Source organism: Paenarthrobacter nitroguajacolicus (genome assembly GCF_007786235.1).
GTDB classification, from domain to species: Bacteria; Actinomycetota; Actinomycetes; order Actinomycetales; family Micrococcaceae; genus Arthrobacter; species Arthrobacter nitroguajacolicus_A.
Genome location: NZ_VNFK01000017.1, coordinates 1 through 26,969, shown reverse-complemented (window position 1 = coordinate 26,969; position 26,969 = coordinate 1). Strand labels below are relative to the sequence as shown.

General features: G+C 64.1%; 21 protein-coding genes. 10 read left to right on the top strand and 11 right to left on the bottom strand.

Features of this window, described 5'->3' with window-relative positions; all coding sequences use genetic code 11:
• Positions 1 to 107 precede the first annotated feature (107 nt).
• Both FQP90_RS18260 and FQP90_RS18255 read left to right on the top strand, forming a co-directional pair.
• On the top strand, positions 108 to 1,703 hold the full coding sequence (locus FQP90_RS18260) for a beta-N-acetylhexosaminidase (protein ID WP_144652489.1): 1,596 nt from the start codon (positions 108 to 110) through the stop codon (positions 1,701 to 1,703).
• The gene (locus FQP90_RS18255) at positions 1,700 to 3,115 is read left to right on the top strand and encodes a DUF4032 domain-containing protein (protein ID WP_144652488.1); all 1,416 of its coding nucleotides are present in this window, start codon (positions 1,700 to 1,702) and stop codon (positions 3,113 to 3,115) included. Before FQP90_RS18260 ends, FQP90_RS18255 begins: the two co-directional genes overlap by 4 nt.
• Positions 3,116 to 3,178: 63 nt before the next feature.
• On the opposite strand, the gene FQP90_RS18250 is transcribed toward FQP90_RS18255, so the two are convergent.
• Together FQP90_RS18250 and FQP90_RS18245 are read right to left on the bottom strand one after the other, a co-directional pair.
• Positions 3,179 to 3,862: a GntR family transcriptional regulator gene (locus FQP90_RS18250; protein WP_244296843.1), complete on the bottom strand. Its 684-nt coding sequence runs from the start codon at positions 3,860 to 3,862 to the stop codon at positions 3,179 to 3,181.
• Positions 3,863 to 3,914: 52 nt separating this feature from the next.
• Positions 3,915 to 5,381 carry a chlorohydrolase family protein gene (locus FQP90_RS18245; RefSeq protein ID WP_144652486.1) on the bottom strand — a complete coding sequence of 489 codons (1,467 nt, stop codon included), beginning with the start codon at positions 5,379 to 5,381 and terminating at the stop codon, positions 3,915 to 3,917.
• Between the two features lie 216 nt (positions 5,382 to 5,597).
• On the opposite strand from FQP90_RS18245, the gene FQP90_RS18240 reads away from it, so the two are divergent.
• From FQP90_RS18240 to FQP90_RS18215, 6 genes are all read left to right on the top strand, one after another.
• Positions 5,598 to 6,575: an ABC transporter permease gene (locus FQP90_RS18240; RefSeq protein ID WP_244296841.1), complete on the top strand. Its 978-nt coding sequence runs from the start codon at positions 5,598 to 5,600 to the stop codon at positions 6,573 to 6,575.
• 67 nt (positions 6,576 to 6,642) lie between these two features.
• Entirely contained in the window at positions 6,643 to 8,367 is a 1,725-nt protein-coding gene (locus FQP90_RS18235; protein WP_144652485.1) for an ABC transporter substrate-binding protein, read from the top strand.
• Between the two features lie 81 nt (positions 8,368 to 8,448).
• On the top strand, positions 8,449 to 9,450 hold the full coding sequence (locus tag FQP90_RS18230) for an ABC transporter permease (protein WP_144652484.1): 1,002 nt from the start codon (positions 8,449 to 8,451) through the stop codon (positions 9,448 to 9,450).
• Positions 9,447 to 10,499, top strand: a complete 1,053-nt coding sequence (locus tag FQP90_RS18225; RefSeq protein ID WP_144652483.1) for an ABC transporter ATP-binding protein — start codon at positions 9,447 to 9,449, stop codon at positions 10,497 to 10,499. The genes FQP90_RS18230 and FQP90_RS18225 overlap by 4 nt, the downstream gene beginning before the upstream one ends.
• 8 nt (positions 10,500 to 10,507) lie before the next feature.
• Positions 10,508 to 11,530 carry an ABC transporter ATP-binding protein gene (locus tag FQP90_RS18220; protein ID WP_144652482.1) on the top strand — a complete coding sequence of 341 codons (1,023 nt, stop codon included), beginning with the start codon at positions 10,508 to 10,510 and terminating at the stop codon, positions 11,528 to 11,530.
• 36 nt (positions 11,531 to 11,566) lie between these two features.
• A complete protein-coding gene (locus FQP90_RS18215; RefSeq protein WP_144652481.1) occupies positions 11,567 to 12,796 on the top strand; it encodes an amidohydrolase family protein in 1,230 nt (409 codons plus the stop codon).
• A 56-nt stretch (positions 12,797 to 12,852) separates the two neighbouring features.
• Here the strand turns inward: FQP90_RS18215 and FQP90_RS18210 are convergent, their stop codons facing one another.
• The 7 genes from FQP90_RS18210 to FQP90_RS18180 all read right to left on the bottom strand — a co-directional run bounded on the left by FQP90_RS18210 (position 12,853) and on the right by FQP90_RS18180 (position 22,801).
• Positions 12,853 to 13,341 carry a pyridoxamine 5'-phosphate oxidase family protein gene (locus tag FQP90_RS18210; protein ID WP_144652480.1) on the bottom strand — a complete coding sequence of 163 codons (489 nt, stop codon included), beginning with the start codon at positions 13,339 to 13,341 and terminating at the stop codon, positions 12,853 to 12,855.
• A 501-nt stretch (positions 13,342 to 13,842) separates the two neighbouring features.
• Positions 13,843 to 15,054 (bottom strand): MFS transporter, encoded by a 1,212-nt coding sequence (locus tag FQP90_RS18205; protein WP_244296839.1) that lies wholly within the window; start codon positions 15,052 to 15,054, stop codon positions 13,843 to 13,845.
• 267 nt (positions 15,055 to 15,321) lie between these two features.
• Positions 15,322 to 16,767: an FAD-binding oxidoreductase gene (locus FQP90_RS18200; RefSeq protein ID WP_144652478.1), complete on the bottom strand. Its 1,446-nt coding sequence runs from the start codon at positions 16,765 to 16,767 to the stop codon at positions 15,322 to 15,324.
• A gap of 130 nt (positions 16,768 to 16,897) precedes the next feature.
• Positions 16,898 to 18,832, bottom strand: coding sequence for a glycoside hydrolase family 13 protein (locus FQP90_RS18195; protein ID WP_144652477.1), 1,935 nt, complete (start codon positions 18,830 to 18,832; stop codon positions 16,898 to 16,900).
• Positions 18,833 to 18,834: 2 nt separating this feature from the next.
• Complete coding sequence (locus FQP90_RS18190; RefSeq protein ID WP_144652476.1) at positions 18,835 to 19,767, bottom strand: sugar ABC transporter permease; 933 nt, start codon at positions 19,765 to 19,767, stop codon at positions 18,835 to 18,837.
• Entirely contained in the window at positions 19,767 to 21,404 is a 1,638-nt protein-coding gene (locus FQP90_RS18185; protein ID WP_144652475.1) for an ABC transporter permease subunit, read from the bottom strand. The genes FQP90_RS18190 and FQP90_RS18185 overlap by 1 nt, the downstream gene beginning before the upstream one ends.
• Positions 21,405 to 21,502: 98 nt before the next feature.
• Positions 21,503 to 22,801 (bottom strand): sugar ABC transporter substrate-binding protein, encoded by a 1,299-nt coding sequence (locus tag FQP90_RS18180; RefSeq protein ID WP_144652569.1) that lies wholly within the window; start codon positions 22,799 to 22,801, stop codon positions 21,503 to 21,505.
• A 212-nt stretch (positions 22,802 to 23,013) separates the two neighbouring features.
• Between FQP90_RS18180 and FQP90_RS18175 the strand changes: the two genes are divergently transcribed.
• Together FQP90_RS18175 and FQP90_RS18170 are read left to right on the top strand one after the other, a co-directional pair.
• Positions 23,014 to 24,759, top strand: coding sequence for a glycoside hydrolase family 13 protein (locus FQP90_RS18175; RefSeq protein WP_144652474.1), 1,746 nt, complete (start codon positions 23,014 to 23,016; stop codon positions 24,757 to 24,759).
• 20 nt (positions 24,760 to 24,779) lie between these two features.
• The gene (locus FQP90_RS18170; protein ID WP_144652473.1) at positions 24,780 to 25,802 is read left to right on the top strand and encodes a LacI family DNA-binding transcriptional regulator; all 1,023 of its coding nucleotides are present in this window, start codon (positions 24,780 to 24,782) and stop codon (positions 25,800 to 25,802) included.
• A gap of 24 nt (positions 25,803 to 25,826) precedes the next feature.
• On the opposite strand, the gene FQP90_RS18165 is transcribed toward FQP90_RS18170, so the two are convergent.
• On the bottom strand, positions 25,827 to 26,348 hold the full coding sequence (locus FQP90_RS18165; protein ID WP_144652472.1) for a GNAT family N-acetyltransferase: 522 nt from the start codon (positions 26,346 to 26,348) through the stop codon (positions 25,827 to 25,829).
• Positions 26,341 to 26,835, bottom strand: a complete 495-nt coding sequence (locus FQP90_RS18160; RefSeq protein WP_144652471.1) for an SRPBCC domain-containing protein — start codon at positions 26,833 to 26,835, stop codon at positions 26,341 to 26,343. Before FQP90_RS18160 ends, FQP90_RS18165 begins: the two co-directional genes overlap by 8 nt.
• Between the last annotated feature and the right edge of the window lie 134 nt (positions 26,836 to 26,969).

Below are 26,969 nucleotides of genomic sequence, written 5' to 3'. Positions count from 1 at the left end.
CACCGGCACCCGGCGCTACGGCGTCTGTACGTTCCGCATTTAGATAGCGGCCCGACCTCTCCCGGTCGGGCCGCTCTCGCGTTAACCTTTCTCTCAGAAAGATCGGCATGAACACCACAGATAACCTGATCCCCCGTCCTTCGCACGTCGCGCCCGGGGACGGGCCGGCCTTCCTCCTCTCCCCCGGCGCCAGGATCGCGGCCGGCCACGCCGCCGCTCAGGTAGCCGAGCAGTTGGCCGCGCTGCTCCGAACTGCCACCGGCTTTGCCCTGCCGCTGGTCGAAGAACACCGGCCCGGAGACATATCCCTGGAGTTGGTGGAATCGTTCGACGGCGGCCGTGAGGCTTACACACTGACCGTCGCCGAGGATGAAATCCGGCTTACCGCCTCCACCCCGGCAGGACTGTTTAACGGTGTGCAGACGCTCCGGCAGCTTTTCCCCGCAGCGATCGAGGAAGCCGGCGCCGCCGAGAACCGTGACGCCGGCACTTGGGTGATTCCCGCCGTCGAGATTGCGGATGCTCCGCGCTTTGCGTACCGCGGCCTCATGTTGGACGTCGCCCGCAGCTTCTTCACGGTGGAGGAGGTGAAGGAGCAGATCGATGTGATGACGCAGTTCAAGTTCAACGCCTTGCACCTGCACCTTACGGACGACCAAGCGTGGCGCATCGAAATACACGAGCCCGCAGAGAACCCTTCCGGGTTGCCCTACGCCAAACTGACCGAAGTGGGCGGCCAGGGCGCGGTGGAGGTGCCCACCGCGGTACCTCCGCGCGGCAACTCCGGCTTCTACACGCAGCAGGATTTCAGGGACATCCAGGCCTACGCCGCCACCAAGAACGTGCTGGTCATCCCGGAAATCGATCTTCCGGGCCACGTCAACGCCGCCCTCGCCGCCATCCCGCAGCTCAATCCCGATGGCCTGGCCAAGCCCATGAGCACCACCTCGGAGGTGGGATGGTCAACCTTGAGCGTGGAGCTGCCCGCCACGTACGAGTTCGTCCGTGAAGTCCTCAGCCAGCTCGCTGCCATCACTGACGGCCCGTATCTCCACATCGGTGGCGACGAGGCCCATGTCACGGGACACGATGACTACGTGGCCATGGTGCAGCGGTTCGTGAGGATCGGCGCCGAGACCGGCAAATCCGTGGTGGGCTGGAACGAGTTCGCCGCCGTCGAGCTTCCGGAAGGTAGCGTCATCCAGTACTGGCACGGCGATTTCGAGCCCACCGTGCGGCAGGCTGAACAGAGCGGGTCACGGGTGATGATGTCCCCCGCGGCCAACACCTACCTGGACCAGAAGTATGCCTCGGACAGCCCTGTCGGCCTCGAATGGGTGGAAGGCGGGCCTTTCACCTGGTCCGAGTACTACAACTGGGACCCTGCCCAAGGCGGGCTGCAGGACCAGCAGATCCTCGGCGTCGAAGGCCCCCTGTGGACCGAAACTGTCCGCAACAACCAGCAGGCCCAGTGGCTCCTGTACCCCAGGGCCGTTTCGCTGGCTGAAGTCGCTTGGTCCGGCCAGGAGGTCCGCAACGCCGGTGACTTCCGACGTCGGCTGGGCGCCCTGGGCGAGCGGCTCGCCCAGCAAGGTGTCGTGTTCCAGGAAGCCCCCGACGTCGAGTGGTCCGCGAAGCCGGAGTATCCCTTTCCAGACCCGATAGCCGGTAGCGAGTCCAAGTACGGAACAATTGAGGCATGAGCGAGCAAAACGAAGCCCAGTGGCACGACGAACCTACCGACTACGGGCAGATCGGCAAGCTCCCCAGGACTGAAGCTGCGAGTGCACAGGACACCACGCCGCCCGCCAGCGTCATCGGTTCCCTGAACATCACCGCAGCTGCGGCGGATCCGGAGTTGCTGGATTTGCCATGGCACATCGCCTTGGAGGACTGGCCGGCTGAAAACCTTGCCGCGCTCCCCCGCGGTATCTCCCGGCACATCGTGCGCTTCGCCCACCTTGGCGGTTCGGTCATTGCCATCAAGGAAACGTCCGAGCACGTTGCACGCCACGAGTATCACATGCTGCGGAAGCTGGCACGGCTGGACGTTCCCTGCGTGGAACCAGTGGCTGTCATTACCGGACGCACCACGGCGGACGGCAGGCCGCTCAACCCGGTACTGGTCACACGGCACCTGAAGTTCTCCATGCCGTACCGGGCGTTGTTCTCGCAAATGCTCCGCAAGGACACCCTGACGCGCCTCATTGACGCGCAGGCGCTGCTCTTGGTCCGCTTGCACCTCATCGGCTTCTACTGGGGCGATGTCTCGCTGTCCAACACCCTGTTCCGCCGTGACGCCGGCGCCTTCGCCGCCTACTTGGTGGACGCCGAAACCGGCGAGCTCTACCCGGACCTGTCCATGGGGCAGCGCGAATACGACCTCGAGATCGCCCGGGTGAACATCGCCGGCGAGCTGATGGACCTTCTGGACGGCGGGCTCATCGAGGAAAAGGTGGATCCCGTAGCCACCAGTGAGCTGATCATGGACAGCTACCGCAGGCTGTGGACTGAGCTCACGGAGAAGGAATCCTTCGAACTCGGTGAACGCTGGCGCGTGGGTGCCCGCATCCGCCGCCTCAACGAGCTCGGGTTCGACGTGGAGGAATACGCCATCAAGACCACGGCGGACGGCTCCACCATCCAGCTCCAGCCCAAGGTGGTGGACGCCGGCCACCACCAGCGGCGATTGCTGCGCCTGACCGGCCTGGACGCCCAGGAGAACCAGGCCCGCAGGCTCCTCAACGACATGGACCAGTTCCGGGCAGACAACAACCCGGACCTGGACGAGGAAATCAGCGCGCACATCTGGGTCAGCCAGATCTTCGAGCCAATCGTGCGTTCCATCCCGCGTCACTTGGCCGGGAAACTGGAGCCGGCGGAAGTGGTGCACGAAGTCCTGGAACACCGCTGGTACATGAGCCAGAAGCAGGACAGGTACGTCCCGTTGGCGGAGACGGTGCAGTCCTACCTGGACACCGTGCTGCAGCACCGCCGTGACGAGGCCGCCATCATGCTGAACCCGGACACCGAGCTGCTGAAGATCCTTGAGGTGGAGGTGGAGGAATCCGGCCGGTACGACGACGAGGACGAGTACCCGGACGCGGACGATTAATGGAGTTTTTGTACAGCTAACGCCCCTTAGACGGCTCCTAAAGGGCGTTATCTGGACAAAAACTCAGGGTTCCAGGGTTTCCGCGAGCCCGTTCAGCACGGGCTCGCGGCCCAGCTCGATGTGTGAATACGCCAGCGAGTAGGCAAGGTCCGGACGGCCCTTCAGGATCGCGTTGCACAGTTCCGTATGCTCGTCGCGCTGGAGTTCGTTGCTGCGGTTGTGGGCCAGTCCGAAGATCCAGCGCATCCGCCCGAACAGCGGCTTCACGGATTCGATCAACAGTCTGTTGCCGGAAAGGCGCACGATCTCGGCGTGAAGTTCGGCGCTGATCAGGGCGACATCCTCAGTGCGTTCGTCATCGATGGCAGCCTTGGAGGCCTCCATGAGTTCCGCCAGCCTGCCGCCGTCGCTCCCTTCGGCCACACGGGTGGCGGCCATCCTTGCGGCGAAAGTCTCCAAGCAGAGCCGGACGTCGAAGAGTTCGTTGACGTCGGTCAATGTCAGTTGCCTCACCACGGCACCGCGCCGCGGGAAGGTGGCCACGAAGCCGTCCTGCTCCAGCCTCTGGATGGCTTCCCGGACGGGGATGCGGGAGACGTTGTAAACCTCGGAAAGTTCCCGTTCACGCAGCCGCATGCCTTGGGCGTACTTGCCCGTGACTATGCCCTCCAACACCAGTTGGTAGACGTTGTCCGCGCGGGCCTCGTCATCGCGGCCATTCCCGGTCTCCGGCACTGCCTCAGCCACTGTGGAACTTCCCTTCATCCCTGCGTGCGCTCCCATCGCCGGGAGGCGCCGGTCAGCGTTCCAACCGAGCATACACGGGAGGAAACAGCTCATCGGCAGGACGGTTCTTGATGTCACGGGCACTGTAGGCGCGACGCATCTTGTCGAACAATTCCTGGCCCTTGGACCGCCAATATCCGAGGTCGACGCCGTCGATCACGCCGTCGGCCATGATGGTCCGGCCCGCCACGACGGACAGCACCGTTTGGCGCGCTGATCCGTTCAGAAGCAGGGTCCGCAGCGGGTCCTCGTGGACGCCGTCGCGGAAGTCTCCCAAGGAGAACGCCACCAGGTCGGCCTGGGCGCCTGGCTCAAGCCGGCCGAGGTCCGGGCGCCTCAAAGCCTGGGCACCGCCCAGCGTAGCGGCGTCGAAGTATCCGGCAACATCACCGGCGTCGTTGGTCCCGGCGAGGATCTTGGCGAGCTGCACTCCAGCATCGATGCCCCGGATGAGGTCCGGCGGGAACGAGTCCGTGCCCAAGGAAATGTTGATGCCCGCATTCTTGTACGCGGTAAAGGAATCCAGTGTGCTGCCGTAGCGCATGGAGGTCAGGGGGCAGTGGATGATGCTGGCGCCGCTGTCCGCCAACCGCGCGAGGTCGCCGCGGTCCTCGCCATGCACGGCAGGGTTCCTGTCCGTGTAGGTGGCATGGGGAATCAGGAGCCGCTCGTTGAGGAGGCCCACCTGGTCCAGGAGTTCCAGGGGTGTCACGCCGTGCCAGTCCAGGATGAGCTGCCGCTCCACGAGTCCCTGCAACGAGTGCAGGCGTACCAGCACGTCCCGCTCGTTGGAGGCTGCTGCGGTGGCTTTGAGCAGCTCGATGTCCAGCGTCTCGATCCGGCACGGGAGCAGGACGCCGCTGATCAGGGGATCGTCGAGGTCCGTCGCATGGTCAATGAAGCGCAAGGCGTCGGCCAGACCCTCACGGCCGCGGCCGTCGTCGAACATCACCGAACGCTCGCCGTCCTGCAACACGACGTTCACGCCTGAGCGGTAGGCCGGACCGAGGTAGCCGCGCAGGCCCAGCCGCCGACTGGTCTCCGCCATGCCCACCAGTTCCTCGAAGGGTTCTGCCCATTCGGAGTGCACCTCGGAGGCGATGGGCATGTAGGTGGTGATGCCATGCAGGACAAGTTGGATCAGGGCGTACTCACGGATCTGCTGGCGTTCCTCGGCGGTAAAGACGTCCGCGCGGCGGTTCCGGAAGTAGTCCTCGGACCATTGGTGGCCTTTGGCCTGCTCAGCGCCGGCCCAGCTATCCAGAATGAGGTGGTCAATGTCGGTGAGGGCATCGAGGTCGATCAGGCCCGGCATCAGTACGGCGTCGCCCACGTGACGTTCCTCGTCCACCGGACCTTCGTACTGGTGGCCCACGTAGTCGATGGTGTGGCCGCTGTAGACAACGCACGCGTTTTCCAGCAGCACGTGGTGTCCGTCGTGATGGCCCAGCACGTAGCGGGCGGTGACCTTGGTGGGCACGGCGACTCCTGTTTCCTGTCCGCAGGGACAGCTCGTATTACTCTCTGGTATTCCAAACAGTACATTATTTGTGATTTACATCGCATCGATCCTGCTCTAATCTATTTTGGTATACAAGAACTCCGGAGCCAGCTCCTGATCATGAAACGAGCAGAACCGTTGACCCAGTTACAGTCCGTCGAACCAAACACCGGCAGCCCCCCGCCCCCTCCGGCAATGACGCCTGAGAACAAAGTGGCCGCGCCGGCCGAGGCGCGCTCTCTGCTCGCCACCGCGTGGATGAGGATCCGGCGCAGCAAGGTGGCGCTCCTCAGCCTGTGTGTCGTGGTGGCCATCCTGCTGTTCGCCATCCTGGCCCCAGTGCTCAGCGCCATGTCCGGCAACGACCCCTACACGTCCAACACCAGCCCCGAGGTTCTGGACGACTTCCAAACACCCGGGCTGCCCCTCCCCGGCTACATGTACCCCTCGGCGCAGCATTGGTTGGGGGTAGAGCCCGGACTGGGGCGGGATCTCTTCGCGCGGCTCGCCCATGGCGGCCAGGTTTCCCTCACCATTGCCCTGCTTTCCACAGCAGTCTCCGTGGTCCTCGGGACGGTACTCGGCGCAGCCGCCGGCTACTTCGGTGGCAAGACCGATGCCATCATCAGCCGGATCATGGACCTGTTCCTCGCGTTCCCGCACCTCCTCCTGGTGCTCTCCCTGACGCCCATCCTGCAGTCAAGGCTCCGGGATACCCCGCTGGGTGAGGGCAGCTTCCTGCCCATGGCCTCGCTGGTGATCATCCTGGGCTTCTTCGGCTGGGCCTACCTCGCACGCATCGTCCGCGGCCAGGTGCTGAGCCTCCGCGAGCGCGAATTCGTTGAAGCGGCCCGGTCCTTCGGCGCCTCGCACCTCAGCGTCCTGTTCCGGCAGATCATCCCCAACGTCATGGGCGTCGTCCTGGTGTATGCCACCATGCTGATCCCCACCAACATCTCAGCGGAAGCAGCGTTGTCCTTCCTTGGCGTCGGCGTCAAGGACCCCACACCGTCGTGGGGACAGATGCTCAACGCTGCCCAGTCCGGCAACTGGTACCTCAGTGATCCGTGGTTCCTGGCTGTCCCCGGCCTCATGCTCATCATCACCGTGCTGGCCTTCAACCTCCTGGGCGACGCCGTCCGGGATGCGCTTGACCCCAAGTCCTCCCGCTGACAAAAAATCCCGCTGACAAATTCCGTACCATTCCGCGCATCGCCCTCCACCCCTCACAAGGAGCATCATGAAAACCCCCGCAAGAGCCCTGGCTCTTTCCGTGTTGATCGCCATGGCAGCCACCGGCTGCGGCGCAGGCCAGAACCAGCCCAGCAGTTCCAAGCCTGCCGAGTCGGTCACCGAGCTTGCCCCCAACGTGGTCAAGTCCGGCTTCAACGCCAAGGGCGGAAACATCAACGTCCTGATGTCTTCGGACTTCCAGACCCTCGATCCCGGGAACAGCAATTACGTCCAGACGGCCAACGTCGGCCAGCTGTACTACCGCACGCTGACCATGGCCAAGGAAACCGCCGGCCAGCCTCCCACAGTGGTCCCGGACCTCGCCACGGACACGGGCAAGGTCTCCGATGACGGCCTCAGCTGGACGTTCACCCTCAAGGACGGCGTGAAGTTCGAGGACGGCACACCCATCACCTCTGCCGACATCAAGTACGGCGTGGAGCGTACTTTCGCGCAGGACGTCTTCACCCAGGCGCCGCAGGAACTAAATGCAGCGCTCGACGCCGGCGGGTACAAGGGGCCGTACAAGGATCCTGCCGCCGTGCTTCAGGCCGTTGAAACGCCCGATGAGCGCACGGTGGTTTTCCACCTGAAGAAGCCCTTCGCGGAATTCCCTGCGTTGGCGTCCCGCTCCAACACGGCGCCGGTCCCCAAAGCCAAGGACACCAAGCTGGATTACACCAACCACCCCGTCTCCTCGGGCCCCTACATGGTGGAGTCCTACAACCGCGGCAAGTCCCTCAAGTTGGTCCGCAACCCGCATTGGGATCCCGCCACCGACCCCAACCGCTCCGCCCTGCCGGACACCTTCAGCTTCTCTCTGTCCACCTCGCAAGCCACCATCAGCCAGCAGTTGCTTGCCGACTCGGACCCCAACGCCATCACGCTCGACTCCAATGGCGCCCTGCAAACTTCCGACTCCGCCAAGCTTGCCGACGCCAAGGTGAAGGATCGCGTAGCGTCCGGCCTGCTGGGCTGCAACGACGTCCTGAGCCTGAACACGCAGAAGATCACTGACCCGGATGTCCGCAAGGCGATCGCCTTGGCCCTGGACCGCCAGTCCATCCTGGTGCAGTACGGCGGACGCCGCTTCGGCGAGATCACCCAGAGCCCACTGAACTCCAAGATGCGCGGCTACGTGGAAACGGAGCTGGAGCTGGACCCCGCAGGCAAGCCCAAGCTCGAGGAAGCCAAGAAGCTCCTGGAAGGCAAGGACTACCCCAAGACCCTGACGTACGGCTACGCCAACAACAGGGACGCCTTCAAGAACACGGGCACCGTGGTCCAGCAAAACCTCAAAGCCTTGGGCATCGAGGTGGAGCTGGTTCCGATTCCTGCCCCGAACTACTACTCGATCCTCGCCAGCGAACAGCTCCCGGACATGGGCCGCTCCGGCTGGTGCGGTGGCGCTGACCCGGCATCGATCCGCACGTCCGCTGATCCCCTGCTGGGACCGAACAACGACGGCACCAGCTACGGCTTCTCCAACACCTCCCGTTACTTCGACCCCGTAGTCTCCAAGGCCATGTTCGATTTGCGCAACACGGACGGAACCTCGGAGGAACTCGGCAAGAAGTGGTCCGAAGCCTTCGGCTCAGCCTTGAAGACCTACCCGATCGTCCCGCTCATCCGCAGCCACACCAACAGCGTGGTGGGTTCCAACGTCCGCAATGCCCAGGTGGGCTACTTCTTCGGCGGCATCGACCTCTCGATCGTCGGCGTCGAGCAATAACCGGGCTTCGAAAACTATTCGGGCATAGTCCAGAAGGAGAAGCGGGCCGCCTGCCCCGGCGGGCGGCCCGCAACCACCACCATGATGACTTTCATTCTTCGCCGAACCGGATCGCTGGTCCTGCTTCTCGCCGCGGTCAGTTTCATTACTTTCACGCTCTTCCAGCTTGGTCCGTCCGATCCCGCTGCCGCCGCCTGCGGTCAGGAGTGCACTCCCGAACGCGTGGCGGAGGCACGTGTAGCGCTGGGCATGGACCAGCCCTTCCTGGTGCAGTACATCGACTACATCCGGGGATTCTTCTCTTCGCGCATGATCGGCGCTCCGGGAGCCCAGACGCTCTGTGAATGGCCCTGCCTCGGCAAGTCGTTCCAAACCAATGAGAACGTTGCCGACATCATCGGCCGCTCGCTCCCCTACACCTTCTCCATGGCCATCGGCGCACTGGTCCTGTGGACCATCACCGGCGTCGGGCTGGGGCTGCTGGCCGCCCTTCGCAAAGGAACGCCGGTGGACAAGTTCATCGTGGGTGCGGCTTCGGTGGGCGTCTCACTTCCCATCCCGGTCACCGGCTTGTTCCTGCTGCTCCTGTTCGTCAACCAGCTGCATCTTCTGCCGTTCACCACCAACGAAATCAATAGCCCCTTCGGACCACAGGGCCCGGGAGCCTGGGTGGCCAACTACCTGTTGCCATGGATCGCCTTGGCTGTCCTGTTCAGCGCCTCCTATATCCGTGTCACCCGAACCAACATGATTGAAACCTTTGGCGAGGACTTCATCAGGACCGCACGTGCGAAAGGCCTGGCACCCCGGACGGTCACGTTCAAGCACGGCGTCCGTGCGGGCATCACCCCGGTTGTCACCATGCTCGGAATGGACATCGGCCTGCTGCTCGGCGGCGCGGTCCTCACCGAGCAGATCTTCTCCGTCCCGGGCCTGGGCTTCACGGCAGTGCACGCCGCCATCTCCGGCGACCTTCCAGTCACCATGGCCATCACCATGCTGGCCGCGTTCTTCGTCATCGTTGCGAACGTCGCCGTGGACCTCGCCTACGCCGCCATCGATCCCCGAGTGAGGCTCCAATGACCCAGCTGCAGACCAACACCGCGAGCGCTACTGCCGGAAGCACAGCAACCGCTGCTTTCCTTGAAGTCCGCGGCCTCACAGTGAAGTTCCCGACGGATGACGGCGTTGTCTCCGCCGTGAACGGCATGGATTTCGCCCTGGATCGCGGCCAGACCCTGGGTATCGTGGGCGAATCCGGCTCCGGAAAATCCGTCACCAGCCAGGCACTGATGGGCCTGCTCAAAGGCACGTCCGCCCAGGTCACCGGCCAGGCCGTGTTCCAAGGCAAGGATCTGGTAACACTGCCCGAGTCGGCAATGCGCCAACTCCGCGGCCGCAACATCGGCATGATCTTCCAGGATCCGCTCTCAGCCTTGCACCCCTTTTACACGGTGGGACACCAGATCGCCGAGGCGTACCTCGTCCACAACAAGGCGAGCAAGAAGCAAGCCCGGGCGGCCGCCGTCGACATGCTGGGAAGGGTGGGTATCCCCAGCCCGGAGCAGCGCTACGACGAGTACCCACACCACTTCTCCGGCGGCATGCGCCAGCGTGCCATGATCGCGATGGCGTTGATCTGCGAACCCGAGCTGCTGATCGCCGACGAGCCCACCACCGCTTTGGACGTGACCGTTCAGGCGCAGATCCTGGACCTCATGTCAGAACTCCAGGAGGAAACCAACTCGGCCCTCATCCTCATCACGCATGACCTTGGCGTGGTGGCCGAAGTCTGCGACGACGTGCTGGTCATGTACGGCGGGCAATGCGTCGAATCCGGGCCGGTGGACAACATCTTCTACGACACCCAGCACCCGTACACCTTGGGCCTGCTCAACTCCATGCCCACGCTGAACAGCGCCGCCGGCCAGCTGAACCCCATACCCGGCCAGCCGCCGTCGCTCCTTGACCTGCCTAGAGGCTGCATCTTCAGCGCGCGGTGCCAGTACGCCGAACTCGTCGGTGACGGCGTGTGCGCCAGCCAGCGGCCCGAACCGAGGGTCGACGACGGGCACGGCAAGCGCTGCCACCTGAGCGGCCCACAGATCGTCACCATCCGGAATTCGCGTTAGGACCCGCCATGGAACATCAGCCAATTCTCCAGGTGGAGAACCTGAAAAAGCACTTCCCGTTGAAGGGCGGCCTGCTGCCGGGCGCCGCCAAACGATCTGTCAAAGCGGTCGACGGCGTGTCGTTCAGTCTTGCCCGAGGCCAGACTTTGGGCCTCGTGGGTGAGTCCGGTTGCGGTAAGTCGACCACCGGACGCATGGTGGCACGACTCATGGACCCGACGGGTGGACGGATTGTGATCGACGGCGTCGACATCAGCCAGCTGCGCGGCCGGGATCTGTATAACTTCCGGCGAAAAGTCCAGATGATCTTCCAGGATCCTTTCGCTTCCCTGAACCCGCGGCAGACCGTGGGCACGGCCATCGCGGCTCCCATGGTGGCGCAGAAGATCAACCCTCCGGGTGGCCTCAAGAACCGTGTCAAGGAGCTCCTGGACCAGGTTGGCCTGAAGCCGGAGCACTACAACCGTTTCCCGCATGAGTTCTCCGGCGGACAACGGCAACGCGTGGGCATTGCCCGGGCCATTTCCCTGAGCCCGTCCGTCATCGTGTGCGACGAGCCTGTCTCCGCGTTGGACGTCTCCGTGCAGGCGCAGGTGGTTAACCTCTTGCAGCAGATCCAGCGGGACACCGGCGTTTCCTACATCTTCATTGCCCATGATCTCTCCGTGGTCCGGCACATCTCCCACGAGGTCGCAGTGATGTACTTGGGCAAGATCGTGGAACAGGGACCCCGGGACGAGCTCTTCCAGAACCCCCTGCATCCCTACACCAAGGCCCTGCTCTCCGCCGTGCCCCTGCCGGATCCAAGGGCTGCTCGGGAACAGGTGAAGATCCGGCTTCGCGGCGACCTGCCGTCACCGGCCAATCCGCCCAGCGGCTGTGTGTTCCGGACCCGTTGCCCCTTGATCGGCACCCTTCCGGAAGAACAACGCCAACGGTGCATCAACGAGATTCCGACACCAGCCACGCCCGCCGCACCGGCCTGCCACCACGCAGGTATGGCCGCAAAGGCCCTGGCGGGCGTGCAATAGAAGCAGGCCATGGATTCACAACCAAAGGAGCAACCATTGAATACCCTGATCCGTGCCGCCCGCCCGTGGGGGCAAGCGCTCAGCGATGTCACCATCGTCGCGGGTGAAGCAGGCGGCAAGATCACCGGCGTCGAACCTCATGACCCGGACCGCGCCGTTCCAGCCGGCGTGACCGTAGTGGAGGGCCGCGGACGCTTGCTGCTGCCCTCCTTCTCCGACGTCCATGTCCACCTCGATTCCACCCGGATCGGTTTGCCGTTCCGCGAGCACACCGGCGGCCCGGGCGTGTGGACCATGATGATGAACGACCGGCAGAACTGGCGCAACGCCGAGGTGCCACTGCAGGATCGCGTGAACGACACCCTGGGAAGGATGATCGCGCGGGGCACCACCCGGGTCCGCTCCTACGCACAGGTTGACGTGGACTGCAGGCTGGAACGCTTCGACGCCGTGGCTGCCGCCAAGGAGAAGTTCGCCGGCCAGGCTGCGGTGGACATTATTGCTTTCCCCCAAGCCGGCTTGTTACTGGAGGAAGGGACGGTGGAACTCATGGAGGAAGCGCTCAAGGCCGGCGCCAACGTGATGGGTGGCATTGATCCCTGCACCCTGGACCGGGACCCTGCGAGGCACCTCGACATCGTTTTCGGCCTCGCCGAGAAGTACCAGGTCCCCATCGATATCCACCTTCACGAACCCGGCGAACTCGGCGTCTTCAGCACGGACCTCGTGCTGGAACGGACGCGGTCCCTGGGGATGCAGGGCAAGGTGACCATGTCCCATGCTTACCAACTGGGCAGCGTCAATGAGGCCACCACGCGGAGGCTGATTGACGCCTTCGCAGAGCTTGATGTCTCCCTGGCTTCGGTGGCACCCTCTGCCGCAGGCCAGTTGCCCATCCCGCTTCTGACCGAGGCCGGGGTACGGCTTGGCCTGGGCGAGGACGGCCAACGCGACTACTGGTCCCCCTACGGCAACACCGACATGCTGGACCGGACGTGGCAGCTCGCCTTTACCCATGGCTTCCGCAAGGACGAATTGATCGAGCACTGCCTGGCTATCGCCACCATAGGTGGCGCCAGCATCCTGGACCCCAGCGCGACCCGGCTGAAGGACACGGCCCACCGTCCCGGCGTCGAGGTTGGGGATCCGGCGGATCTTCTCTTGGTGGACGGCGAAACAGTGGCCTCCACGGTGATGGACCGCGGCAAGGACCGCACGGTCATTCACGCCGGTCGGGTTGTAGCCGACCAGCTGGAACTCGTCTAGGCACTGACAAGGAAGGCCGGTTCCACCGCTTCGCCGCGGGGGAACCGGCCTTTTCCTTACTCGCCGCGTGCCGTGGGAGCGTCATCGAGGGGCGTCCACCAAGTCACGGCAGGAGTGACAGTAAAGCGCCGTCCCGTGACTTTACTGGGGGTGATGCGGATGAATTGGTCTTTCTGTCCGGCCTCCCACGGGAAAAGCAAGAGGCCGATGGTATCCAACACGTCCTGCGTCAGCGTCACGGCGGACGCTTGGCCCTTAACCACTACGCTCCATGCCACCCCGGTTTCGGCATTCACACCATCGGCTTCGATGGCCACAGGGGCATCGCCCAACGCCGCATGGAGCTTGGTGCCCTCGCCTGTCCGGAACACCATGGTTCCGTGGTCAACCTTGTAATTCACGGGGAAGATATCCGGATGGTCATCCACTACTACGGCGAGCCTGCCCACTGAGACGCCACGGAGGAGCTCCCAGCATTCGTTGGTTTCAAGGATCTCCGTAGCGGGTGTGCTTGGCTGATTTGTCCCTGATGGTGAGTTCGTCATATCGCCGAGGATACGCCGCAGGGTTGCGCGCCAACAGGGCTACACTGACTCGCGCGGGCCAGCAGTAGGATTGACTTTTCGATTACCGGTGCGCCGTCACGTCGACGTCGTGGTTCCGGTCAGAGGTAATCCAGCAACAACTGAACAGGCCTTTACGGTGGAAGCGGTCACAAGGCGGTAGTGGGAGAGGCTTCCATGGCGGCAGAGATTGCAGGGATAATCAGTCACGTCTTGCGGGATGTGAGTTACAGCGGGCTGGCGGAACCCCGCGTTGAAGAAAGCGACTGGGACGACGACCCTCAGATGCTCTCGGCGATGATCTACAGCACCCGCGATTCCACCGGACAAGGCGTGTCGGTCAGGGGCGATCTCGCACTGTCCGACCAACTGGTATCGGTGGCGGACCAGGTCCAAGAATGGGTTATCGAGGAGTACGGCCCCACCAACAGCAATTGGCCCCCATGCCCCTGGCATCCCAAACGTAGATTCCACCAACAGCAATCAAGCAGGAGCGTTGGAATCTGCGCGCTTAGTGCCGGACGCCGCCACCATCCCACCCTCGTCAACCCTCACCAGCGGTCCGCGGATGGCAAAGAATCCGGCACCAGCCAGCACTACGGCTTCGGCGGCGAGCGCCCAGAATGTCACTTCCCAAGCACCGGTCATTGCGTGCAGCAGCCCAGCGACCAATGGGCCAAGGGATGCCAGGGCGAATCCGAAGCCCTGGCTCATGGCTGAGAGCCTCCCGGCGGACTGGGGCCCGTCTGACCGGATCACCACCAGGGCCATGGCCAGGCCGAAGCCAGCACTCTGGACAATCCCGAGAACACCGACGGCGACGAACTGAAGTTCCGTAGGTGCTGCGAGGACTCCCAGGAGTGCGCACGCCACTGACAAACCAAGACCCGGCGCCATAATTTTCAGGATGCGGGGACGTCCTGCGAGCACAGGGGCCAGCAAACTGGCGGGGAGTCCCGCGAGACTGAACCAGGCCAGCAAGGCAGCGGCGTCGGCGGATGAAAGACCCCGGGACACTAAGTACACGGCCAACCAGGACGTGATGGCGAAGTAGAGCATGGCCTGCAGGCCGAAGAAGGCGGTGACTGCCCATGCTGTCCGCTGCTTCCGAAGCGGCGTGGCTGTGCCGGGGGCTCCGATAGCCGTCCCGGCGGTGGTGGTCACCACCGTGGGGCGTCCTCCGGAGCGGTGGATGAGGAACGCGCCGACCAGGGCCGGTACCGCCCACACCGCGAGCGCTGAGGGCAGGTTTCCGCCGAAGGCCTGCTCCAGTGGCTGAACCAGTCCAGCGCCCAGCGCAGCGCCGAGACCGAATCCCATGGTGCACAGGCCGGTCCACCACCCGGTGCCGCGGTTTGCCTTAACGATCTGGGGCACCAGGACACTTGCGGTCATGATCGCCGAGCCCGCCAGGAATGTGCCGGGCAACAGCAGCGCAGGCACCGTCGCCCGAACGATCAGGGCCGCAGCCAGCACTAACAACGCCACGGCAACGGCACGCCCAGTCCCGACCCGTCGAGCCAGCCAAGGTCCGATCGGCCCCGAGATACCAAAGGCCAGCACCGGCAAGGTCCCCAACAGCGGAAGCAACGCCGGATCCAGCCCGAACACACCCGGAACCTGGTTCATCACCCCGGCGACGGTAGTAATGGCCGGCCGAAGATTAACGGAGACCACAACGAGTGCAAGCAACACGAGCCCCGTAGCGAGTCGGCCCCCACTCCCCGAAGGTAGGACACCAGCTCTGCGCCGTTCTTGCACGTCAATCTCCTCATAGCCACTTTGGTATACCAAGTAAGACTATGAGGTGATTGACGGAAAGTAAATGCAGAGAAAGGCGGGGGGTAATAAGCGGTAGGTAACATTTGGGATACCAGTGGGTGCCCAAGGCGCACCGAACAGAAGGGCCGGAACGCGGCAGCGCGCGTCTAAGGTGGGCAGCCTACACGCCCACGGACTACCCTAGATAGCCTTCCCCGGATTCAGGATCCCCTGCGGATCAAATAACTCCTTGATCCGCCGCTGTAGCTCCCGGACCGGCTCCGGCTGCTCCAAGCCGAGCCACCGGAGCTTGTACTGCCCCACCCCATGTTCTCCCGTGATCGTCCCACCCATCGCCAGCCCTACCCGGATGGACTCATCAAGGGCCGCGTTGAGGCGCAGCAAGGCGTCAGCGTCGGTAGCGGGGTCTACCCGGTCCATCCAGAACGTGGGGTGGAGGTTGCCATCGCCGGCGTGGGCCACCACTTTGAGCCGAACCTGGAATCGCTCAGCCATGGCCTCGAGCTCGGCCACGAAGTCCACCAGCCTGGAACGCGGGACGGCGATGTCCTCGCCCACCCTGAATTCGTCATCCACTTCCACGCCGCGGCTGTTGCGGCGCAGTTCCACCAGCATTTCGGCTTCTTCACTGGCTTCCGTGGTCACGGTGGCGCCGCCGTCGGCAAGTACTTGCCGGACGACGTCGGCTTCTGCGGCCGCTCCGAAGCCGTCGGTCTGGATCAGCAGCAAGGACTTTCCCCGCGCTTGGAGGTCGCCGCCGTTGAGCTCGTCGAGCTGGACCAGGGTGCCGTTGTCCAGGAGCTCCATGATGGCGGGCTGCACGCGGGCCTTGCCTACGGCCAGCACTCCAGCGGCTGCGCTTCGGAAGTCCTGATAGAAGGCAGCGATGGTGTGGACCTCCCGCGGCAGGTACTTCAGGCGAACCGTCACACCCACCACAATGCCCAGCGTTCCTTCCGAACCCACCAGCAGGGCGGTGAGGTCGTACCCAGCCACGCCCTTGAAGGTCTGGTGGCCGGTGTGCATCAGCGAACCATCCGCCATGACCACATCCAGGGCCAGCACGGAGTCGCGTGTCACGCCGTATTTGGCGCATCGCAGCCCTCCTGCGTTGGTGGCCACGTTGCCGCCGACGGTGGACATTTTGTAGCTCGCCGGGTCCGGCGCGTACATGAGGCCGTATTCGGCGGCAGCAGCGTTCAGGTCGGCGTTGATGACGCCGGGTTCGACGACGGCGGTCTCGTCGTCCGGGCTGAGGTCCAGGATGCGGTTCATCCGTTCAAGGCCCAGGACGATGCAGCCTTCGGTGGCATGTGCGCCGCCGGAGACGCCGGTTCCGGCTCCCCGGGCGACGATGGGCACCTGGTGGGCCGCGCAGCTTCGAACGATATGCTGGACGTCCTCCACCGATTCGGCCCAGACGACAGCAAGAGGTAGGTGCCGCTCCAGCAGCGGTCCTTGATCGATGGAGTACACGGTGAGGGTTTCTTCATCCTCCGCCATCTGCCCGGCACGGAGTCCGGCCGCGAGCTCCTTCAGGAATATCTGCTGCCCTGTTGAGGGCTGGGTGGCTTCTCCGTGGCCCGCCGTCCGGCCCTTGATGCTTTCCTCTGATGTTCCGGCCATAGCCGTTTCGTCCGACACAGTGGTCCCTCCACGTACGCACCGCGGACACGCCAAACCGGCAGTCTTCGCAGTGTTTTAGTGCTCACAGTCTAGCCAGCACGGGACGCCGCAGCACGGCGACAGGCTCCGGCTACGGAGCGGGGATCACCGTCCCTGGCAGCTCCCAGATTCCGGCGGAGATGCCTTCTGCGCGGAGGCGGACACCCTCGACGGCGGATGGCTGGGAGGGTGCCGACGTTACCGCTCCGGAGCGGTGCACGGGGGCGGCCAGCAACGCTTCGAGCTGCCCGGTGGAGAGGACCGAATGGTCGAGGAGGACCTCGGCAGCGTCCCTCGCAACGAACACCAGCACTGAGGACTCTGCCGTCTCCCGGACGAAGGCCAAGGCGTCGCCCTCGGCGTGGAGCCAGCGCACCCCGCCTTCCGTGAGCGCTGGAAGATCCTTGCGGAGCCGCCCCAGGTTGGCGTGGACGGATCGCAGGTCCGTGAGCGCGCGCTCGGCAGCATCCCACGGCATGGGAGTCCTGGAGTCTTCTCCATTGAACCCCTCCAAGCCGAATTCATCGCCGGCGAACACCACGGGCACGCCCGGCAGGCAGTACGTGAGCGCAGCGCCCACTTCCGGGCCGCCGTCGACCATCACCGTTGTGGCCCGCGCGGTGTCATGGGTGTTCAGGGCGTTCATATTGTTTTGTCGCACACCCCAGCTAAATCCCGAGGCGAGGTCCTGGTGCGTCGCAAGGAACTCCTCGGCCTCGATCCTGTTGGGTCCCGCTTGGGGTGAGCCGAAGAAGTTCACATTGGGAGCATCCTTGGCGAGCCAGGACCACAACGGGCGGGTGAGGTTGGAGTACGTCATGGCGCCCTGCCAGTGCTCGCCGGTGACATCGGGGGCTGCGTCGGACGTGGACTCGGCCAGCAGGGCGGCGTCCGGGTTGATCTCGCGGACCCGGTCCGCAATGAGTCGGGCTACTTCGTGATTAAGGTCCACCGATCCGAGGCGCCCGGTCATGTTGCCGACGTCGATGCGCCAACCATCCAGGCTGAATGGCGGTTTGAGCCAGCGTGCCACCACGGAATCATCGTCGGCGATGAAGCGTCGGCGCAGGGCATCCGAGGACCAGTTGAACTTGGGCAGCGACGGCACACCCCACCAAGATTCGTAGCTCGAATGGTCGGCGCTGAAGTAGTAGTACCCGGCTTCCTCCGAACCTGGATCGGCGAGCGCTTTAACGAACCACTCGTGTGCGTCGCCGGAGTGGTTCGCAGTGAGGTCGCCCATCACTTTGATCCCGCGCGCGTGTGCGGCTTCAACCAGGTCCACCAAGGCCTGGTCCCCTCCCAGGAGCGGGTCCACCGAGTCGAAGGTGGAGGCGTCGTAGCGGTGGTTGGAACGTGCGGGGAAGAACGGGGTCAGATAGAGGACATCGACGCCCAGTTCCTGCAGGTGGTCCAGTTTGCCCGTGATTCCCGGCAGGTCTCCCCCGTAGAACTGTGTGGAGGCCTGTTCGCCCGTCCCGACTACCGGGGTGTCCCAGGAACATGCGATGGCCCAGTCGGGGGTGGGATGGTGGTCCGCCTGCTCCGAGCGGGCGAACCTGTCCGGGAACACCTGGTACATGGTGCCCTTGTGCAGCCACTCCGGGGCCGGGGCAAACGCCGTCAGCCGGAAATCCGCGGCATCGGACACGTCCCGGCGGTACAGGCCCTGGGCGTTCAGGTTCCAGTAGCTCCGTCCGACGGTGCTGCCGATCGCTGCGCTGGCGGCAGCACCGTCGTCGTGCGTTTCAGCGACTTCCAGCAGGAAGCGGTACTGGGCCACGGGGTTGGCTACCAGCATCGCCGCTTCCCACCACTCCCAGCCGTCGGCTGCGCCCAGCCGGATGGCAGCGTCGTAGCGCGGCTCGCCGTCCTGGACGGAGCGGACCCAAACCCTCAACGCCGGACCCCACCGCTGCGGGACACGCACCCGGAGCCGGACGGTATCGCCAAGGGACACGGACTCGGACGCAGTTTTGGATACGAAGAGACTGGAGCCGTCGTGGTGGGGAAGGGCGATGGGCATGATCAGCCTTTCACTGAGCCAGCGGTGAGTCCGCTGACGATGTACTTCTGCAGGAAGAGGAACAGGGCCATCACAGGGAGCGCGGCGATCACGGCACCTGCCGCGAAGACGCCCCAGTTTTCGGAACGCTGCTGGGCCACGTAGGAGTAAAGCCCGACGGCGAGTGTCTGGCTGTCCGGATCGGTCAACACCACGCTGGCAATGACGAACTCGCTGGAGATGCCGATGAAGGCCAGCAGCCCCACAACAGCCAGGATCGGTGTCACCAGGCGGAGGATAATGCCGAAGAAGATCTGCACATGGCTGGCACCATCGATCTTGGCGGCCTCATCCAAGGACTGCGGGACCGTGTTGAAGAACCCGTACATGAGGTAGGTGTTCACGCCCAGTGCGCCGCCGAGGTACACCATGATGAGGCCCAACTGGCTGCCGAGCCCCAGCGCGGGGATCACTTGGGAGATGCCGCTCAGGAGCAGGAAGATCGCGACGACGGCCAACAGTTGCGGGAACATCTGCAGCAGGAGCAGGGTCAGGAGTCCCATCCGGCGGCCTTTGAAGCGCATGCGGGAGAAGGCGTACGCGGCCATGGCTCCGAGGAAGACGGTGGCGGCCGATGTCACCAGGCCAACTACCAGGGTGTTCACGAACCAGCGGCCGAACGGGCGGCTCGGATCGCTGAAAAGTGCCACGAAGTTGCCGGTGTCGAACCTGGAGAACAGCCCGTTGGAGCCCACCAGGGTGCCGTTGGAATCCAGTGCAGCGGACAGCACGTACAGGAGGGGGAACACGGCGAAGATCGTCGTGGCGACGCCCACCACGTGCCGCCACCCCTTGTCCTTGAACCAGACCGCGAACGGACGGCGCTTGGGCACCAGCGGCGAGGGGCCGCCGTCGGACGCTGTTTCCTTGCTGGCGGCGAGAGTGCGTACGCTCATCAGTTCACGTCCTCGAGTGCTTTGGTCTGCTTGAAGCTGATGGCCGAAATGGTGGCCACGATGATGAAGATGATGATGGCCAGTGCGCTGGCCAGGCCGTAGTCGCGACCCGTTCCCTGGCCGAACGCCACCTTGTAGACCAGCGTGATCAGGATGTCGGTGGATCCGATGTCACGGTCGGTGTCCGCGAAGCGTGGCCCACCGCCGGTGAGCATGTAGATGACGTTGAAGTTGTTGAAGTTGAAGGCGAAGGATGAGATCAGCAGGGGTGCCACGGACACCAGCAGCAGCGGCAGCTTGATGGAACGGAACACCCTCCAGGCGGATGCACCGTCCATGCGTGCGGCCTCGTCAATCTCAGAGGGCAGCGACTGCAGCGCCCCCGTGCAGACCAGGAACATATAGGGGAAGCCGAGCCACACGTTGACCACCAGCACGCTGATCTTGGCCAGGACAGGGTCTGTGAGCCACCCGATGTTCGCACCGCCCAGCAGGGTCTGGTTGAGCCAGCCGAACTCGGGGTTCAGGATGCCGGACCACACCAGTCCGGACAGGAAAGCTGGGAAGGCATAGGGCAGGATCATGAGGATCCGGTACACCTTCTTGCCGCGGAGGTCCTCGCGGTTGAACGTGATGGCCAGGAAGAGGCCCATAACGAAGGTCAATGCCACCGATGCAATGGAGAAGGTGAAGGTCCACAGGATCACGCCCAGGAGTGGTCCGCGGAGGCTGGGGTCCGTGAAGGCACGGGCGAAGTTGTCCATGCCGACGTCGATCTTCCAGCCGGTGGCCAGTGTCCCGCCGTTGGCGTCGGCAAACGCGCCCTTGCCGTTGTCGCGGTATTGGGTGCCGGTCTCGGTGTCCGTGAAGGTATCCGTGGCGGCGTCGTAATTGAGCGCGGGCTTGAACTGGTAGGCCGTGCTGCCGTCCGCAGTGCGGAGCGTCCCATCAGCGGGATTGTCCGAAACCGGGACCGTGATCTTCAGGATCTCCTGCTGATTGGCCACAATCTCCTGGAACTTCAAGGTTTGGTAGCCGGGCAGGGAGTTTGCTTTGCCGGTGGAATCCTTGCCCGCGCCTGTTGCCTCGGTGAGGGGCTGTTCCGTGCTGCCGATCTGCGCCTTCCCGGACGGATCCGTGAACAGTAGGTAGAAATCGTTGCCCTTGGTGAGGACGGAGGCCTTGTACGCAGGTGAATCCGGGACACGCTTCTGGGCCGTCAGCTGGATGGCAGAGATGGCATCGTCCTTGGTGCTGTTGTGCCCGTCGCCGTAGTTGGTGAATGCGATGTAGCCGCTGAAAACCACCACCAAGACCTGGAACACCAGCAAGAACAGCACGCCCGGAGCCAAGTACTTGGCTGGCAGTCCGCCCTTGCGGAGGTAGATCCAGTTGATGGCAAGAACCACCAGGGAGGAAACCGCCAGCGCAGCCCACGACTGGCTCAGGAAGAGCATCATCAGGACGTACACGGCGAAAGCGTCCACGAGGCCCAACAGGACAATCTTGAGGAGGGTGCCCTTGAGGGAGTCGGGGTGGCGCTTGACGGGTGCGCGGCGGGCTTTTGCGCGAGGCGGCTGCGTCGGCGCCGGGCTGGCTACGGTGGACGGCAGTTCTTGGAGATCTGGCTTTGGCATTGTGGATCCTTGGGTAAAGCGGTTGGCGGCAGGCAGGGGCCGGGCGGTGGAATGCCGCCCGACCCAGGGCAGACCGGTGGAATAACCCGGTTGCGGTACTAGCCGCCGATCTTGGACTTGATGCTGGCGGCCATCTTGGTCCACGCCTCAGCCGGGTCACCCTGGCCCTTGATGATGGCGAGTTCGGTAGCTCCCCAGTCAGCCCACACCGCGCTCATTTCCGGGATGGCCGGCATGGGCACGCCGGTGGCGCCGATCTTGCCGAAGGCTTCAACCACGGGGTCGCTGGCAGCCTTCTCGAACGATGCCTTCAGCGCCGGCGGACGGCCACCCGCCGCGTACATGGAGTCCTGGGCAGACTCGGAGGTGAGGTAGTTTGTCACGAATTCATTGGTGGCCAGTGCGTTGGCGCTCTTGGCGCTGATAAAGAAGCCGTTGACGCCGATGAACGGCTGCGCAGGTTCGCCACCAGCGGCAGGGAGCTCGTCCACGGCGAACGTGATGCCCTTCTTCTGCACGTCCGGCACGTTCCACGGGCCCGTCAGGAAGTACGGGGATTCACCGGCCAGGAACTTCTCCTTGGCGATGTCGCCGGTGATGTTGGAGTTGATGATCTTCTCGCCGGCATCGCCCCAAGCGGCCAGCTTCTTGGCAAATTCGACGCCGGCAGCGTCACCGATGAGGAGCCGCTTGGCGTCATAGCCGCCGTCGGCATTCTTGCCAAACACCTGGGAACCCATGGAGGACTGCAGCGGGTACAGGTGGTACGGGTCGCCCTGCTTCGGATCCATGCCCACCAGGAAAGGGAAGGTGGCTTTGCCGTCCGCTACTGCCTTCTTGCCGTTGGCCACCACCTCGTCCAAGGTGGCGGCTTTGCTGTCCACGATGCTGGTGTTGCGCAGGAGGGCGATGTTTTCGATGGCGTACGGTACACCGTAGACGGCACCGTTGTAGGTCATGGCTTTGATGGAGGAATCCTGGAACTGGCTGGCCTTGTCGCCCAGTTCCACGGGTGCAATCACGCCGTTCTGGACGAACTTGCCGATCCAGTCGTGCGGTCCAACGATGAGGTCCGGTCCCTGGCCTGTTGGCACTTGGGTGATGAAGTCATCGCGGACCGCGGCGAAGTCCTTGACCACGAGCTTCACATCGATGCCGGTGTCCGTCTTGAACTTTTCGGTGATGTCCTTCAACGCCGGGGAACGCTCTGCATCCACCCACATGGTGATGGTGCCGGCGCCGGCAGCTTTCAGGTCGGGCTTGGCAGCGTCCGAGCTGGGAGCGGTGGAGGCGCTGCCGCCACAGGCGCTCAGGGCCAGGGCTGCAACCACGGAGATCGCGCCGGTGGCGAAAACGCGGCGGGTGGTTTGAGTCGCGAGGGTGTTGTGCACCTTCATTGGTGTCCCTTTCGTTTCTTCTGCGTCGACGACGGCAAGGGCTCTGCCCCCGGTGGCGTCGTCGGTGATGTGGCTCACAACTGCAAGCGCTTCCACACAATACATGCCGGGATGCTCCTTTGAAAACCCCGAGCCATCTTCAATGCGTGATGAAAGGGTACTGAGAATTGGAAGCGCTTTCAATTTGTTCCAGTCTCTTCTACGATGTGTGCATGTCCGTTGATTCATTGCTCCCGGTTGCGGCCCACGAGCCCACAGCAGCCTTCACGCAGCTCACCCCTGTCCATGACGCTTCGAAGGCACACGGATGGTGGCGTTCCGCCGTGATCTACCAGATCTATCCGCGATCCTTCCGCGACCTCAATGGGGACGGCGTAGGAGACCTTGCGGGCATCACGGCTGAGCTCTCACAGCTTTCGGACCTGGGGGTCGACGCCGTGTGGTTGTCGCCGTTCTACCGCTCCCCCCAACGGGACGCAGGGTACGACGTCAGCGACTACTGCGACGTGGATCCCCTGTTCGGCACCCTGGCCGACTTCGACGCCCTGATCGCAGAGGCCAACCGGCTCAACCTGCGCGTCATCGCGGACCTCGTCCCCAACCACTGTTCAGACCAGCACGTCGCATTCCAGGCGGCACTCGCGGCAGGCGTCAACAGCCCGGAGCGGGATATGTTCATCTTCCGTGACGGCCAAGGACCTGACGGCAACCAGCCGCCCAACAACTGGCAGTCCCACTTTGGTGGACCGGCATGGACGCGGATCATCGAGCCGAATGGCCAGCCCGGCCAGTGGTTCCTCCACCTCTTCGACTCATCGCAGCCGGACTTCAACTGGGACAACCCTGCCGTCCACGCCGAGTTCGAACGCGTCCTCCGCTTCTGGCTGGACCGCGGCATCTCCGGTTTCCGGGTGGACGTCGCCCACGCATTGGTCAAAGCCGCCGGGCTCCCCAACTGGGGTGGACGAGCGGACGGCAACAGCTCCGAAGGTTTCCCCGGCGAGGATGCTCCCATGTTCGGCCAGCCCGCCCTGCACGACATCTACCGCCGCTGGCGCTCCATCCTGGAAGAGTACGGTCCTGACCGCATCCTGTGCGCCGAAGCCAACGTGGACCCCCTCCCCCGGCTGGCACAGTGGGTCCGTCCCGACGAGATGCACCAAGCCTTCAACTTCCCGTACCTGCATGCCGGCCTGGACGTGAACCGACTACGCCACATCATCACCGACTCGTTGATCTCCTTGGACGCAGTGGGCGCCCCGAGCACCTGGGTACTGTCCAACCACGACGTTGTCCGGCACGTTTCACGCTTCGGCTACGACGGTCCGGGACCACGCGACGGCGACGGCATCGGTCCCGACGACGTTCAGCCCAACGAAGAACTGGGACGACGCCGGGCTGCCGCGGCCACCATGTTCATGCTCGGCCTCCCTGGCGGCGCCTACCTCTACCAAGGTGAAGAGCTGGGCCTTCCCGATTCCTCCAGCATTCCCGGCAGCTTCCGCCAGGATCCCACCTTCGCCCGCACAGGTGGCGCCCGGATCGGCCGTGACGGCTGCCGGGTCCCGCTCCCCTGGCGGTCCGCCGAGCCGCACGCCGGCTTCGGCAGCGGCCTGGATCCCTGGCTCCCGCAGCCCGAGTCCTGGCCCGCCCTGGCGAGGGACAAGCAGGAGTCAGATCCGGCGTCGCACCTCGCTCTGTACCGGGAGATGCTCGCTGTGCGGGCAACACACCGGCTCGGCGAAGGATCCCTCGCCTGGGTAGAGGACTACTGCACCGACTCTTCGCTGGCCTATCTCAACGGCAACACTCTGGTGATCATGAACGTCGGGACCGAAGCCATGCCACTCCCGGCAGGTGAGACGATCCTGCGCAGCTCCGCACCGGAAGCAGGCGCGGATCTACTAGGCGCGGATCTACTAGGCTCAGGGGAGACAATCTGGCTAACAGCCAGCTAACTTTTCCACCAAGGAGCGGCATGACCGGCATCAAGGACGTGGCCGAGCGCGCAGGGCTGTCCGTTGCCACTGTTTCACGGGCGCTCAGCGGCAAAGGTAACGTCTCCCCCACCAGCCGGGAGCGGGCCCGCGCCGCAGCTGCCGAATTGGGCTTCGTGCTGTCCTACCATGCGTCGAGCCTGGCTTCCGGCCGGACGCACAACGTTGGCTTGGTGGTTCCCTCGGTCCACCGCTGGTTCTTCTCAGCGGTGATCGAGGGTGCCTCCGCGGCATTGCTCGAGGCCGGTTACGACCTCACCCTCTACAACATCGGCGAAAACCCCACCCATCGGCACAGCGTCTTCAACGACTTCCTGCTGCGCAAACGCGTGGACGCGGTCATAGCGGTGTCATTGGAGCTCAGCGAAGAGGAGATCCAGCAGCTCCACGCAGTCCACAGGCCGATCGTGGGCATCGGCGGCCCCCTTCCCGGAGCCTCCACCATCAGGATCGACGACACAGCGATCGCGTTGAAGGCAACCAACCACCTTCTGGGCCTGGGACACACCAAGATCGCCCATATCACCGGGCATGAGGCGTACGACCAAGACTTCCACTTGCCGGGAACCCGCCGCAGCGGCTTCCAAAAAGCAATGAACGACGCCGGCTGTCCAGTCAGGCCCGAATGGATCGTTTCGGCTGACTTCACCATTGAAGGCGCCTACGCCGCGGCCCGCCAGTTGTTGGCCAGCGCCCCGGAGCGCCCCACGGCAGTGTTCGCTGCCTCTGACGAAATGGCCATCGGCACCATCCTGGCTGCCCGGGACTTCGGGCTGCGCATCCCGGACGATCTCTCGGTCATGGGCATCGATGGGCACGATCTTGGGAATGTCATGGGCCTCACCACCATCGACCAGGATGCCAAAGGGCAAGGTGCGCTGGCAGTCCGGACCCTGCTGGGCGCCATCAACAACGGCTTGATCCTGGAGCCTGCCGACACGGAGCACCCCACCAAGCTGGTGGTGCGCACCAGCACGGCCGTCCCCAAAACAAGCGCCTCGTAGCGCTGCACGCGATGCCGCCGGACCTTACGGCAGAGGGCGCTCCATGACGAGCTCCAGCTTGCTCGTGTCCTGCGGGTAGGGCCTGCTGGCGCCCGTGGTCTCGAATCCATGCCGCCGGTAGAACGCCAGGGCTCGGGAATTGTCCTGATGCACTCCAAGCTCGAGGTGTTCGGCGCCGAGGTCTTCGCCGGCGGCTTTGCATGCCTGGTTGAGGAGTTCATCTGCCAACCCCAGTCCCCGATGCTCCGGCGCCACGTACACGCTGATGAGCATCGCTTGGAGGGGCTTCTCCGGGTCCTGCGGGTGTTGGACCACCACACGCATCAAACCGGAGAGCTTGCTGCCGTCCTCGCCGCCATCAGCCACCAGGGTAACGTTCGAGTCGCCGGACATCGCGGCAGCGCGTTCCTGCCATTGCGTATCGGTTTGCCGGCGGGCAGCGTCAAGGCTTTCGACGTATGCCATGGGAGTGTCCGCCAGCATCTCCAACCGTACTGTCCGCAACAGCTGCCAGTCGTCTGCGCGGAGCCGGCGGACCCTAGGCAACTGCTCCGCCCATGAATCTCACGTAGCGCTCCAAGACACGCGGCCAACCCTCAGCGTAGGAAGCCCTGGAAGCGGCAGGGTCTTCCGCGCCTTCCCAACCGTCGTGCACCAACCGCACCTCAGTGCCCTCCTCCACGGACCGGAAGGCCACGCGGATCTCGGTGGACCACAGAGGGGTGCTCGCCGGGTACCAGCTGGCGTGGAAAGACAACGGAGGCTGCCAATCGTCGATGGTCCCCCACACGGACGTACGGCCGTCTTCGGCGGTTTCCAGGATCAGGTTCTCCTCGAACTCGACGTGGGATCCAGCGCCGAAGACGCTCTCCTGTTCCAGCGGCCACCACAAGTGGGGGTGGTCCGTGAATCCCTGGAAGGCGTGCGATACGTTGCTTGGGACCACGACGGTGATGATGAGCGGCTCCAGGTCGGCGCTGGCCGGCTGGGACGACTCGGGCTCCGACGCGGGGTGGCTGAAGAGGTTTTCCATGACCACCAACTCTACCGGTGGCTCGGGGTTAGCGGGCCCGGGGTCTGCCTGCCTGGTGTGTGGGTGTTAAAGGTGAAGAGCCCCGACCTGTGGTCGGGGCTCTTCCTAATTTATGTCCGGCGGTGTCCTACTCT